Below are 13,346 nucleotides of genomic sequence, written 5' to 3'. Positions count from 1 at the left end.
CCCTGGACCGCCACGCCAAACTGACATGGTTGCTTCTCCCACGAGGGGAGAAGGACGTGGGGGCCGCACCGTGCCTGAACAGGTCGCGCTATCGCGCGCCGCTGGGTCCCGGGGTTCGCTGCGCGCCCCCGGGATGACGACAGCAGAGGGGGGATTGTGGTGCGACCCGGGAAGCACCGTACCCCCTCTCCCCAACCCCTCTCCCCACGGGAGAGGGGCTTTTTTCCCTACCCGAAGCCGCCGGGCTCGACCTTGACGAAGGTGGCGCGGGGGGTGAGGTCGGTGAAGAGGTCGGCTTCGGTGCCGGTCAGGAAGGCCTGAAGGCCGAGGGCGGTGATTTCCTCGAACAGGGCGGCGCGGCGGCGGGCGTCGAGGTGGGCCGGGGCTTCGTCCAGCAGCAGGACGGGCGGCACGGCCGAAACGGTGCGCAGCCGGGTCACCTGGGCCAGGATCAGGTTCAGCACCAACGCCTTCTGTTCGCCGGACGAGCCCTCGGCGGCGGGACGGTTCTTTTCGCGGTGCAGGGCGGTCAGGTCCGAGCGGTGCGGCCCGAACAGGGAGCGGCCGGCGGCGGCGTCGCGGGCGCGGGATCGCAGCAGACCCTCGCGGATCGCCGCGGCGATGGCGGCCTCGTCCGTGCCGGCGGCGGCCATGGATTCGGCCTCGCCGGTCAGGCCCAGATCGGCCTGGGGGAAGGGGCGGTCGCCACGGGCGTCGATCCCGGCCTGGAGCACGCTCAGGGCGGCGGTGCGGGCCATGGCGGCCCGGGCCCCGGCCTCGCCCAGCCGCAGCTCCAGCGCGTCGAGCCACAGGGGATCGGCTTCCCGGCCTTCTGCGCCGTCGGTCAGCAGGCGCAGCCGCTCGCGCAGGGCCTTCTCATAACCGGCCACCACGGCCGCATGGTCGGGCACGGCGGCGAACACCAGACGATCGAAGAATTTCAGCCGCGCGGCGCGGGCGTCGGAGAACAGCCGGTCCTGTTCCGGCGTGGCCCAGACCGGGCGCAGGAAGTCGAGCAGCCGCCCCGGCTGGGCCGTCTCGCCGTCGATACGGACGATGCGGCGCGCCGCCCCGGCCGACTGGACCCCGGTGCCGAGACGGACTTCATCCCCATCACCGGCGTCGAGCGTCAGGGCCACGGCCCAGGCCCGGCCGCCGGCCTCACCCGGTTCGCGCCGGCCCATCTCGACCGCCGTGGCGGCGCGCAGACCGCGCCCGGGGGTGAACAGGCTGAGCGCCTCGAGCAGATTGGTCTTGCCCGCCCCATTGGGCCCGTACAGCACCACCGGCCCCGCCGGAACCGGCAGGGTGGCGGACGCATAAGACCGGAAATCGGTGAGGGTGAGGGACTGGATCAAGTGTCACGCTTAGCGACAACCGCACGCCTCTGCCAAATTGATCGATGCCCAAACGAGCACTTCCGTGAATTTGGCGGCTAGCCATTCACAATCTAAGATTTGCTGGAGGGTCAAATCGAATGAGCAAGATCGACAAGCTGGAGCAACTAGATCGCCTGAAAGCGAGCGGCGCGTTGACCGATCAGGAGTTCATTGCCGCCAAGGCCAAACTTCTAGAATCGCGCGAAATTCCGGTGACATTGATCATAGGCGCGGCCCTTCTGGTCGTCATTTCAGCCGGACTGGGGACTTGGCTGTACGCGAGGCCCCCTTCGAACGATCAGCCTTCATCCCAGGCAACGCAAAATCCAAACCCCTCAATCTTGCCCTCGGCCGATCAAGCCTCTCCTGTCAATGTTGCCCTAGATGCAACGACGGTGCCCCACTCAAGGATTGATCGACTTTTCATACCATCCCTTGTCCACGGCAATCTCCCGTTTTTCGAAGCCATTTCAGGCCCCGCAAAGCAGGTCTTTGGCAGTAGCAGGAGCTACGAAATAGACGGCTGCGCAATTTGGTTAGAGATGAAGGGTCAGGAAATTCAATCGATCACCACGTCCATTTCCAACCAATGCAACCCCAGTAGTCTTGGGTTTACTCTTAACGGGAAAACCCTAGCCCAAGCCGCCCAGCGTTTCGGCGAAGGCCGGTATTCAGCAAGCTGCCTAAGAAGCTGCGGTAACGCCGTTGAACCCAGCTACACGTTGGAAATTGACGGCTACCACGCCAATAACTGGATCAGCTATAGCTTCGACTCTCAGCCAAATGGCGATCGTGATTATGATCGGCTCAACGTCTGGGAAAGTAAAATGGAAGCCGCTGAAGGCGAGGACTATGTAATTATGTCGCGATTCAATTGCGACCAACGATACGGCGCAGATGCACGGCGAGCCATCCAAGGCTTCAAGATCAAATCAGTGACCATTTCGAACGGCCTAGACCCTGAAGGGTCAGCTGCCTGCAGCTAACCGCGCCCTACACCCGCAGCGGCATCAGCACGTACTGGACGCCGGGATCGCCGGGATCGAGGACGAGGGTCGGGCTGGCCGGGTCGGCGAACATGAAGGTGGCGTTCTCGCCGGTGATCTGGCCGGCGACGTCCAGCAGGTAGCGGGCGTTGAAGCCGATCTCGAACGGCTCTTCGGAATAGCCGATCTCGACCTCCTCGACGCCCTGACCGGCCTCCATGTTGCGCACCGTCAGGGTGACGCGGTCGAGGTCGAAGGCCAGTTTCACCGAGCGGCTCTTCTCGGCCGAGATGGTGGCGACGCGGTCGACGGCGTTCTTGAACACGGCATTGTCGATGTCGGCGCGCTTGTCATTGCCCTTGGGAATGACGCGCAGATAGTCGGGGAAGGCCCCGTCGATGACCTTGGAGGTCAGGCTGGCCTCACCGAACTCAAAGCGGATCTTCTGCGGACTGACCTGGACCTCGACCGGGCCGGAGCCGTCCTCGAGCAGGCGACGCACCTGGTCGACGGTCTTGCGCGGGACGATGACGCCGGGGCCGCCGGCGGCCCCTTCCGGGGCCGGGGTCTCGGCCAGGGCCAGACGGTGACCGTCGGTGGCCACGGCGCGCAGCAGCGGAATGCCGGCCTCGGCCACCGTGTGCAGGTACAGGCCGTTCAGATAATAGCGGGTCTCTTCGGTCGAGACGGCGAAACGGGTCTTGTCGATCAGCCGGGCCAGATCATCCTTGGCCATCGTGTAGCGGGTGCCGCCGGTATCGGCCGACATGACCGGGAAGTCGCCGGCCGGCAGGACCGGCAGGTTGAATTTCGAGCGGCCGGCCGAGACCGTCAGGCGCGGATCGTCGCTGTTGTAGGTCAGGGCGACCTCGGCCCCCTCGGGCAGTTTGCGGATGATCTCGTACAGGGTGTGGGCCGGGGCGGTGATCTGCCCCTCGACCTGGACCACGGCCTCGGCCTCGTCGACCATCTCCATGTCGAGGTCGGTGGCGGCGAAGGCCAGTTTGTCGCGCCCGGCGCTGAGCAGGACGTTGGACAGGATCGGGATGGTGTTGCGGCGTTCAACGACGCTCTGAACGTGGCCGAGGGCCTTGAGGAGCGCGGATCGTTCGATGGTCAGCTGCATGTCGTCTCGCCCGGGGTGCGACGACTCGGGAATCATCGCCGCGAATAGAAGGCCTTTGACACTAGCGGATTGGCGCGCAGGAGCAACGGGGGCGCTGCTGTCCCCACAATCGAAAGATGGGGAGGAAACGCAGCGCCCTGTCGCGGACGGGTCTAGCCCCGCAGTTTGCGGGTCAGGACCTCGACGTCGCGGGCGATCTGGTCGTCCTGCGGCATCAGTTCCTCGATCTTGCGCACGCCGTGCAGGACGGTGGTGTGATCGCGCCCGCCGAAACGACGACCGATGTCCGGATAGGACCGGGTCGTGTGCTGCTTGCACAGCCACATGGCGATCTGGCGCGGACGGGCCACGGCGCGGGTGCGGCGCTCGCTGAGCAGGTCGGCCTGTTTCATGTTGAAATGCTCAGCCACCGTCTTCTGGATCTCGTCGACGGTGATGCGGCGCTCGGGTCCGCCACGCAGGGCGGCCCCCAGCAGGACCTGGGCCTCGTCGACGGTCAGGGCCGACAGACGGGCTCCGGCGACGGCGGCCAGGGTGTTCACGGCCCCCTCGAGCTCGCGCATCGAACCGGGGGTGCGGTCGACCAGATGTTCCAGCACATCGGCCCGGACCTCGCCGGAGACGACGCCGAGACGGCCGAGGGCCTCGAGGCGGTTGCGGGCCACGGCCAGTTTCAGCAGGCGGTCGGCCGGCTCGACCGGGCAGGTCAGGCCCGAGGCCAGATGGCTGCGCAGGCGCGGCTCGACCTCGGTCAGGGCCATCGGCGGGCGGTCGGCCGACAGGACGATGCGTTTGCCGTCCTCGATCAGGGCGTTGAGGGTGCTGAGCAGTTCTTCCTGGGTCGAGGCCTTGCCGCCGACGAACTGGACGTCGTCGATCAGCAGCATGTCGGCGCTGCGCAGGCTGTCCTTGAAGGCGGCGGTCGAGCGGTCCTGCATGGCGCGCACAAAGGTCGACAGGAAGCGTTCGGCGGTCAGATAGACCACCTTGGCATCGGGTCGCAGGCGCTGGGCCTCCCAGGCGATGGCGTTGAGCAGGTGGGTCTTGCCGTAGCCGTAGGGGCCGCAGAAGAAGATCGGATTGAAATGACCGTCGGCCCAGCCGGCGGCCTGACGGGCGATGGCCAGGGCGAAGGCATTGCCCTGACCCTCGACGAAACTGTCGAAGGTCAGACGCTCCTGCAGGCCGGCGGCGCGGACGGCGCGGGCCCCGTCGGCGACCGGTCCCACGGTGGGACGGGGCATGGGCGTATGGGCGACGACCTCGTCACGGGCGGCGCTGACGGCCGAGGCCGGAGGGGTCGAACTCATCTCGGCGCGGCAGCGCACGTCCAGTCGACGCGACAGGCCGTCGAGCCCCAGCCACAGCTCGTTCATGCGCCGCAGGGCGTTCTTGCGCACCCAGTCACGGGCATAGGCGGTCGGGGTGACGAGGATCAGCTGACCGGCACCGTCGGCGCGCACGGCCGACGGGGCAATATAGGAACTGAACGGACCTTCACCGATCTCGGCACGAAGACGGCCGGCCGCCTCGCTCCAGATGTGATCAGGATCGGTCATGCTCGCCATTGCCACGCCCCCCGCCATTTTCATCGCCCCGTCCTCAAAGTTTACTACAGACATCGCCCTTCTGAGGCGCCGGAAACGAGGACGACTTCTCCTGCCCCGCGAAGCACAGGCTTCGCGGGCGGGGTCAAACTCTCGAACAGACGTCTCACGCCGACGCGATACTCAGGTTCCGCGCCGTCTTCATCCGTGTCGGGATGGAAGAGCGTTAGAGCCCAAAACTTACGCTCCGAGAGAGTTGGGTCAACGCTGATTCGCGACTCGAATTGCAGTTAAATTGTTTGACTCCGCTAAAGCCAAAGCAGCGTTGAGAAATTGGTCGGCTCGCCCGACGGGCGAGCGTCGAATCCTGTGGGACGACTTATCTGCAGACACGGAAACGGCGAGGGAGCTGTCGCGCCCTCGCCGTTGATATTAATCATAATTCGTACGACAGCCCGATAAAGGACCGTCCGCAGGCGGCGTTGTCAGGCGGCCGACAGCTTCTTCAGCTGGGCGGCCAGACGGGACACTTTTCGTGAACCGGTGTTCTTGTGAACCACGCCCTTGGAGACCGCGCGCATCAGCTCGGACTGGGCCTCGACGAAAGCGCCCTTGGCGGCGGCCGCATCACCCGAGGTGAGGGCTTCCTGGAATTTACGGAGGAAGGTGCGAACGCGGGTGCGTCGCGCCTTGTTGACCTCGGTACGGGCCGCGATCTTGCGGATCGCCTTCCGGGCGCCGGGGTTGTTAGCCATCTGGAAAAACCTTCAACGGAAAACGCCGCAGACCAAACGTCCACGGCGTGAAATCTCAAGAGCGCGCGGATATAGCTGAAAGGGCGGAGGGGGTCAACGCGGAGTCACCGTCCCGTGAAATTCGGCTTTCGCTTGGCGACGAAGGCGGACATGCCCTCCTTCTGGTCCTCGAAGGCGAACAGCGAGTGGAACAGGCGGCGCTCGAACTGGACGCCCTGGGTCAGGGTGGTCTCGAAGGCGGCCCCGACCATCTCCTTGTTGGCCATGACGGCGAGGATCGACTGGGCCGCGATCTTGGCGGCCACGGCGCGGGCCTCGTCCATCAGGGTGTCGGCGGGGACGACGCGCGACACCAGGCCGGCACGCTCGGCCTCGGTCGCATCGATCATCCGGCCGGTCAGCACCATCTCCATCGCCTTGGACTTGCCGACGGCCCGGGTCAGGCGCTGGGAGCCACCGATGCCGGGGGCGACGCCGAGGTTGATCTCGGGCTGGCCGAATTTGGCCTTGTCCGAGGCGAGGATGAAATCACACAGCATGGCCAGCTCGCAGCCGCCGCCGAGAGCGAAGCCATTGACCGCGGCGATGATCGGCTTGCGGAAGCGGGCGATGCGGTCATGGCCGAGGGCGAAGAAATTGCCCGTGTACATCTGGGCATAGGTCTGGTCGGCCATCTCCTTGATGTCGGCCCCGGCCGCGAAGGCCTTGGGACCCGAGCCGGTCAGGACCAGACAGCGGACGCTGTCATCCTGTTCGACGGTGTCGAGGAAGGCGGCCAGTTCGGCGAACAGGGTCGAGTTCAGCGCGTTCAGCGCCTCGGGCCGGTTCAGGGTCACCACCGCATAGCCGTCGGCATGGCGTTCGATCAGCAGGGTGGAATAGCTGTCAGACATGATGGTGCTCCTCTGGGTCGGGCGAGGTCTAGCGCGTCACCCGCCTGACGGAAACACCTCGCCGACCCCGACCATCGTTGCCAGCTTGAGGACGGTGTTCCAGTTGCGGCCGGTACCGGTGCCGGTCAGGCGGGGCACGGCCTTTTCCGCCATCTTCGACCGGCCAATGCCGTCGGCGCACCAGAGATAGAGGGTGTTGTCCACGGCGGCGGCCCGTTCGTCGCCGATGGCGAGAGCCTGAAGGGTTTCAAGCGCGCCGTCCGCGAGTCCGGCCTTCATCACCATGACCAGCAACCGGCTGCCGTTGGCCGCGGCCTGTTCGGGAAAGGGGTTGGCGGCGATCAGGGCGGCCCATTGGTCGGGGGTGCGGACGATCGTCTCAATGCGGCGGCCAAAGCGGCGTTCGGTCTCGGCCTCAAGGGCGGCTTCCAGCGCGCCCGGATCACGATCGCTGTCGACCACCAGATTGCCGCTGGCCGCCAGGGTGCGGGGGTTGGTCAGCCCCATCTCATTCGCCATGGCGCGCTGTTCGACCACGGGCGCGCGGATGCCGCCGGTGTTCATGGCCCGAAACAGGATGATACGGTAGCGCAAGGGTGAACTCAGAAACCCAAGCGCTTCTGCATCATTTCCCACTGCCGAATAGCCCTGAGCGCAGGGCTTTCCTCAAGCTGCCGGGCCATTTTTATTGCAGGATGATCTTCGATCGAACGCATCATCTTCATGGTCGGAGAATTGTAATCTGCAAGCAACTTGTGGCTCTCAAGGATGGAAGACATTTGATCTACCGCACGGATCTGCCGCTCAATTTCGTCAGTACCCCCCATGCTACGCTGCACCTCATCCACGAGTCGCATTTGCCGATCAAGTCCGGCCCAACCGGCGGCACCTCCACTCGCCGTTTTAGACGTCCCCGCGCGAGCGGTGGACCTGTGATCCTCACGCCGTTCCTCTGCGCGCTTCATCAAGACGGCCTTGTCCACTTTCCATTTCTCCTGAAGCCGGCGGATGAGGGTTTCGTTTGGTGGAGGGGAAAGGCGCTTCATCGCGGTTGTGGCCCGCAGCCCAGGATGCTTGAGCATCATGTCAGCCACCAAATTCAGGGAGGCGCTATCGTCAATACCTGACCCTCTGGGCCGGCCACGAGATCGCTTGGGATTGCTCATTGCTTGTCTCCTTTCGCGCTCAGTCTGCCGTATGAATCTTTCTTCGCAAGCGAGAAGAAATGTATTCGTTTAGAATTCGAACGAGGAAAAATACCCCACTTCAAGAACTGTTAGAGCTTTCTAGCGAGAAAAAATGCCCGCCCGGAACCAAATGGCGGCGAGGAAAAGTCCTCCCCATATTCGTTCCTCTGCTATTTCAGCCACCTACCCTTTCTGGCAGACCGGGCAGAAGAAGGTCGAGCGGCCGCCCTGGACGATGCGGGTGACGGTGCCGGTGCAGCCGTCGGACAGACAGGGCTGGCCCTCACGACCATAGACGTCGAAGCGATGCTGGAAATAGCCCTGGCCGCCGTCGGCATTGGCGAAATCCTTCAGGGTCGAGCCCCCGGCGGCGATGGCCTCGGTCAGGACGTCGCGGACCACGGTCGCCAGCCGTTCCAGCCGGGGGCGACTGACCTTGCCCGCCGGGGTCAGGGGCGAGATGCGAGCGCGGTACAGGGCCTCGCACACATAGATATTGCCGAGACCGGCGACGTGGCGCTGATCCAGCAGGCTGACCTTGATGGACGGTTTGCGGTCGGCGAAGGCCTCGGCCAGATGCGCGCCGGAAAAGCCGTTGCCGAGCGGCTCGGGGCCGAGACCGGCGAACCAGGCATGGGCCGCGACCGCCCCGGTCGGGATCAGTCCCATAAAGCCGAAACGGCGGGGATCGGCATAGCCGACCCGGGTGACGACGGCCCCGGAGACCGCGTCCAGACTCATATGTTCATGCTTGCCGGTGACCGGGGCGGTGTGGACGAAGTCGCCCGGCGCAGTCCCGGCCAGGGTGAAGCGTCCGGTCATGCCCAGATGGGTGACCCAGGTCTCGCCGGTCGACAGGGCCGCCAGCAGATATTTGGCCCGGCGCTCGATGCGCTGGACGGTGGCCCCGTCCAGCCGGTCGACGAAACGCTCGGGAAAGGGAAAGCGCAGGTCGGGCCGGTTCTGGCACACGGCGGTCAACCGCGCGCCGACGAGGACAGGCTCGAGGCCGCGACGGACAGTTTCGACTTCAGGGAGTTCGGGCATGGGCTCTGACTCAAGGGGTAGGGCTTGGGGCTTAGGGCTTAAGGCTTAGCAGGAGATGCCGGGCGCTTCAGCCCTGCTCCCTAAGCCCTGCTCACTACCTACTAGCCTCCGCGGCTGTTTCCGGCCTAGCTTCACCCGAAGACGGAGAGCCCCCACGATGACCGACACCGCTGTACGGCCCGCCAAACGGCTGGAACTGACACTGCGCGCCCTGGTGCTGGGGTCGTTGCTGGCGCTCGTGTTCACGGCGGCCAATGTTTATCTGGGGCTGCGGGTCGGCCTGACCTTCGCCTCGGCCATCCCTGCCGCGGTGATCTCGATGGCGGTGCTGCGGGCGTTCCGGTCCTCGACCATCTGGGAGAATATGACGGTCCAGACGGTGGCTTCGGTCGGCGGGGCCATGGGGGCGATCATCTTTGTGCTGCCGACGCTGGTCATGGTCGGCTGGTGGACCTCCTTCCCGTTCTGGACCTCGTTCATGATCTGCGCCTTCGGCGGCGTGCTGGGCGTGACGCTGTCGATCCCGCTGCGCCGGGCGCTGGTGATCAACACCGACCTGCCCTACCCCGAAGGTGTCGCCGCCGCCGAGGTGCTGAAGGTCGGGTCGCGCGGCGAGGACCAGACCGAGGCGGCCGTGCGCGAGAACAAGGCCGGTCTGATCACCGTGATCGTCGGGGCCGTGGCCTCGACCCTGTTCGCCTTTCTCGCGTCGGCGCGGGTCTTCACCGCCGAAGCGACCAGCTATTTCCGCCTGCCGCCCGCCCTGGGGGGCGGGGCGACCGGCATGGGCGGCGGGGTGTCGATGGCCCTGCTGGGCGCCGGCCATCTGATCGGTCTGGCCGTCGGCCTGTCGATGCTGGCCGGGCTGGCCATCGCCTGGGGCGTGGCCGTGCCGCTGCTGACCGCGATGCAGAACACGCCCGGACTGGCCGAAGCGGCGGCGACGGATGTGTGGCTGAACCAGGTGCGCTTTATCGGAGCCGGGGCCATCGGCGTGGCCGCGCTGTGGACCCTGACCAAGCTGATCCGTCCATTGGTCGTGGGCCTGACCGCGGCGCTGGCGGCCCAGGCCAAACGGGCCACGGCCGAGACGCTGGAGCGGGTCGAACAGGATATCCCGATCGGTCTGGTCGGACTGGTGTCGCTGGCCGCGGTCGCCGCCATCGGGGTGCTGCTGTGGAGCTTCACCGCCGGGACCCCCCTGGCCCCGCATGCGCCGCTGCTGGTCGTCGGCGGTCTGTTGTATGTCGTCGTGATCGGCTTCGTCGTCGCCTCGGTGTGCGGCTATATGGCGGGGCTGATCGGGTCCTCGAACAGCCCGGTATCGGGCGTCGGCATTCTGGCGGTGATCGTCGCCACATTGATGATGGTGGCGGCCATGCGGCTGGCCCATATTCCGGCCGACCCGTCGGTCATCGCCTATGCCCTGCTGGTCACCGCCGTGGTCTTTGCCATCGCCGTGATCGCCAATGACAATCTGCAGGACCTGAAGACCGGCCAGCTGGTCGAGGCGACGCCGTGGCGGCAACAGACGGCCCTGATCGTCGGGGTCATCGCCGGGTCGCTGGTCATTCCGCCCATCCTCGACCTGCTGAACGGGGCCTATGGCTTCGTCGGTGGCCCGGCCGCCACGGTGGTCGGGGCCCAGCCCCTGCCCGCGCCGCAGGCGACGCTGATCTCGTCGCTGGCCCGCGGGGTCATCGACGGCAATCTGCCCTGGAATTTCATCGGCATCGGCGTGGTTCTGGGCATCGCCATCATCGTCGTCGATGAAATCCTCGGGGCCCGGACCCGGGCGCGGCTGCATCCGCTGGCCGTGACCCTGGGCATCTATCTGCCCTTTTCCGTGGTCTCGACCGTCGTCGTCGGGGCCGTCGCCGGCCGGATCTATGACGAGGTGGTGTCAAAATCGCCGTTCGCCGCCGTCGCCCGTCGACTGGGTGTGCTGCTGGCCTCGGGCATGATCGTCGGAGAGAGTCTGTTCGGGGTGTTCACCGCAGGGGTCATCGTCAGCACCCGCAACAGCGCCCCCTTCGCCCTGTTGCCGGAGGGATCAGCCTGGCCGGCGATGGCCGTGGGCGCAATCGCCTTCCTGCTGGCGGTAATCGGCCTGTACGGCTGGACCCGCAGCCGGGCGGCCAGGGTCTAGACCATTTTTGTTTCAGGTCGACTCGACCTGAATCCAAAAAATGGTCCCGATTCAAACTGGAGCGAAATCTGAGCCGAGTTGGACTGCGTCCAACTCAACCGATTTCGCTCTAGCCGCCCGGTTCACCGAGCCCGGTTCCGCCAACTGCCCTGCCCTTGCCGTTTTTGCCCGGCATAGGGAGGGCGCTTCACCGGAGACCGTGTTCCGCACGCTCTGGCGTTTGCGCCCGCGCCCCTGTATGAGGCGCGCGCTCCCTGTAACTGTCGCTCTTTCTCCGCGGCCCGCCCGGTTCACCCCGTTCGCCGGCCGCTTTTCACGTCTGATATCAAAATGAACCTGCGCAACGTCGCCATCATCGCCCACGTCGACCATGGCAAGACCACCCTGGTCGACCAGCTTCTGGCCCAGTCGGGCGTGTTCCGAGCCAACGAGGCGACGACCGAGCGCGCCATGGACTCCAACGATCAGGAAAAAGAGCGCGGGATCACCATCCTGGCCAAATGCACTTCGGTGCTGTGGAACGGCAAGGCCGGCGAGACCCGGATCAACATCATCGACACCCCCGGCCACGCCGACTTCGGCGGTGAGGTCGAGCGCATCCTCGGCATGGTGGACGGCTGCGTCATTCTGGTGGACGCCGAAGAAGGCGTCATGCCCCAGACCAAATTCGTGCTGACCAAGGCCCTGAAGATGGGCCTGCGTCCCATCCTGTGCATCAACAAGGTCGACCGCCCCCACGCCGATCCCGACCGGGTCCACAACGAGACCTTCGACCTGTTCGCCGCCATCGGCGCGACCGACGAACAGCTGGACTTCCCGCACATCTACGCCTCGGGCCGTAACGGCTGGGCGACGCTGGACATGAATGTGCCCAACGACAACCTGGCCCCGCTGTTCGACCTGATCGTCGACCATGTCCCGCCGCCCAAGGTTCAGGAGAACAAGGACAAGCCGTTCCAGATGCTGAACGTGCTGATCGAGTCCGATCCCTTCCTCGGCCGTCTGCTGACCGGCCGCATCGAGAGCGGCAAGGCCGTTCCCGGTATGGCCATCCATGCGCTCGACCGTGACGGCAAGGAAATCGAGCGCGGCCGCATCACCAAGGTGCTGGCCTTCCGCGGCCTGAAGCGTACGGCGCTGGACGAGGGCTCCGAGGCCGGTGACATCGTCGCCATCGCGGGCCTGTCCAAGGCCACCGTGGCCGACACCCTGTGCGCCATGGACGTCACCGACGCCCTGCCCGCCCAGCCGATCGATCCGCCGACCATCTCGATGACCGTCTCGGTCAACGACAGCCCGCTGGCCGGTCGCGAAGGCGACAAGGTCCAGTCGCGCGTGATCCGTGACCGCCTGCTGAAAGAGGCCGAGGCCAACGTCGCCATCCGCGTGACCACCACCGAGGGTGGCGACGCCTATGAGGTCGCGGGGCGGGGCGAACTGCAGCTGGGCGTGCTGATCGAGAACATGCGCCGCGAGGGCTTCGAGGTGTCGATCTCGCGTCCGCGCGTGGTCTATCAGACCGGCGAGAACGGCGAGAAGCTGGAGCCGATCGAGGACGTCATGATCGACGTCGACGACGACTACACCGGCATCGTCATCGAGAAGCTGTCGGCGCGGAAGGGCGAGCTGAAGGACATGGGCCCGTCGGGCGCGGGCAAGACCCGCATCAGCCTGATGTGCCCGTCGCGCTCGCTGATCGGCTACCAGGGCGAATTCCTGACCGATACGCGCGGTTCGGGTGTGCTGAACCGGGTGTTCAGCCACTATGAGCCGCACAAGGGGCCGATCGAGGGCCGCCTGAAGGGCGTGCTGGTGTCCAACTCCGACGGCGAGACCGCCGCCTTCGCCCTGTGGAACCTCGAGGACCGCGGCGTGATGTTCGTGGGCTCCGGTGAAAAGACCTATCTGGGCATGATCATCGGCGAAAACGCCCGCTGGGACGATCTCGACGTCAACCCGATCAAGGGCAAGGTGCTGAACAACATCCGCGCGTCGGGCAAGGACGAGGCCGTGCGCCTGACCCCGCCGCGGGCCATGTCGCTGGAACAGGCCATCGCCTATATCGGCGAGGACGAGCTGGTCGAGGTCACGCCCAAGTCGATCCGTCTGCGCAAGCAGATCCTGAACCCGAGCTTCCGCAAGAAGCGTTCGCGCCCGGAGTAGTCGCTCCGGCGACGGGATCGAGACCATGAAAAAGGGCGGCCCCGGCAGGGACCGCCCTTTCTTCTTGCGTGAGGTTCGGCCGGTCTAGACCATTTTTGTTTCAGGTCGAATCGA

At 65.7% G+C, this 13,346-nt stretch carries 11 protein-coding genes; 3 read left to right on the top strand and 8 right to left on the bottom strand.

Features of this window, described 5'->3' with window-relative positions; genetic code table 11:
* Nucleotides 1-227: 227 nt before the first annotated feature.
* A complete protein-coding gene (recF, locus tag AAC050_RS07350) occupies nt 228-1,358 on the bottom strand; it encodes a DNA replication/repair protein RecF (RefSeq protein ID WP_339914421.1) in 1,131 nt (376 codons plus the stop codon).
* Nucleotides 1,359-1,477: 119 nt separating this feature from the next.
* Between recF and AAC050_RS07345 the strand changes: the two genes are divergently transcribed.
* Complete coding sequence (locus tag AAC050_RS07345; RefSeq protein WP_339914420.1) at nt 1,478-2,365, top strand: SHOCT domain-containing protein; 888 nt, start codon at nt 1,478-1,480, stop codon at nt 2,363-2,365.
* Between the two features lie 7 nt (nt 2,366-2,372).
* On the opposite strand, the gene dnaN is transcribed toward AAC050_RS07345, so the two are convergent.
* The 7 genes from dnaN to mutM form a co-directional block, all read right to left on the bottom strand.
* Nucleotides 2,373-3,491: a DNA polymerase III subunit beta gene (gene dnaN, locus AAC050_RS07340; protein ID WP_339914419.1), complete on the bottom strand. Its 1,119-nt coding sequence runs from the start codon at nt 3,489-3,491 to the stop codon at nt 2,373-2,375.
* Between the two features lie 152 nt (nt 3,492-3,643).
* A complete protein-coding gene (dnaA, locus tag AAC050_RS07335; protein ID WP_339914426.1) occupies nt 3,644-5,077 on the bottom strand; it encodes a chromosomal replication initiator protein DnaA in 1,434 nt (477 codons plus the stop codon).
* Between the two features lie 446 nt (nt 5,078-5,523).
* On the bottom strand, nt 5,524-5,793 hold the full coding sequence (rpsT, locus tag AAC050_RS07330; RefSeq protein WP_339914418.1) for a 30S ribosomal protein S20: 270 nt from the start codon (nt 5,791-5,793) through the stop codon (nt 5,524-5,526).
* A gap of 104 nt (nt 5,794-5,897) precedes the next feature.
* Nucleotides 5,898-6,686 carry an enoyl-CoA hydratase-related protein gene (locus AAC050_RS07325; protein ID WP_339914417.1) on the bottom strand — a complete coding sequence of 263 codons (789 nt, stop codon included), beginning with the start codon at nt 6,684-6,686 and terminating at the stop codon, nt 5,898-5,900.
* Between the two features lie 36 nt (nt 6,687-6,722).
* Complete coding sequence (locus AAC050_RS07320; protein WP_339914416.1) at nt 6,723-7,280, bottom strand: DUF1697 domain-containing protein; 558 nt, start codon at nt 7,278-7,280, stop codon at nt 6,723-6,725.
* Between the two features lie 8 nt (nt 7,281-7,288).
* Nucleotides 7,289-7,852: a hypothetical protein gene (locus tag AAC050_RS07315; RefSeq protein ID WP_339914415.1), complete on the bottom strand. Its 564-nt coding sequence runs from the start codon at nt 7,850-7,852 to the stop codon at nt 7,289-7,291.
* Nucleotides 7,853-8,056: 204 nt separating this feature from the next.
* A complete protein-coding gene (gene mutM, locus AAC050_RS07310) occupies nt 8,057-8,920 on the bottom strand; it encodes a bifunctional DNA-formamidopyrimidine glycosylase/DNA-(apurinic or apyrimidinic site) lyase (RefSeq protein ID WP_339914414.1) in 864 nt (287 codons plus the stop codon).
* A gap of 157 nt (nt 8,921-9,077) precedes the next feature.
* On the opposite strand from mutM, the gene AAC050_RS07305 reads away from it, so the two are divergent.
* Nucleotides 9,078-11,069 (top strand): oligopeptide transporter, OPT family, encoded by a 1,992-nt coding sequence (locus tag AAC050_RS07305; protein ID WP_339914413.1) that lies wholly within the window; start codon nt 9,078-9,080, stop codon nt 11,067-11,069.
* 330 nt (nt 11,070-11,399) lie between these two features.
* Complete coding sequence (gene typA / locus AAC050_RS07300) at nt 11,400-13,232, top strand: translational GTPase TypA (RefSeq protein ID WP_339914412.1); 1,833 nt, start codon at nt 11,400-11,402, stop codon at nt 13,230-13,232.
* Nucleotides 13,233-13,346: the final 114 nt, after the last annotated feature.

Origin of the sequence: uncultured Brevundimonas sp. (assembly GCF_963974615.1) — a bacterium.
Taxonomy (GTDB): domain Bacteria; phylum Pseudomonadota; class Alphaproteobacteria; order Caulobacterales; family Caulobacteraceae; genus Brevundimonas.
Note: the sequence above shows the minus strand (reverse complement) of the source record. Positions and strands in the feature narration are given on the sequence as shown.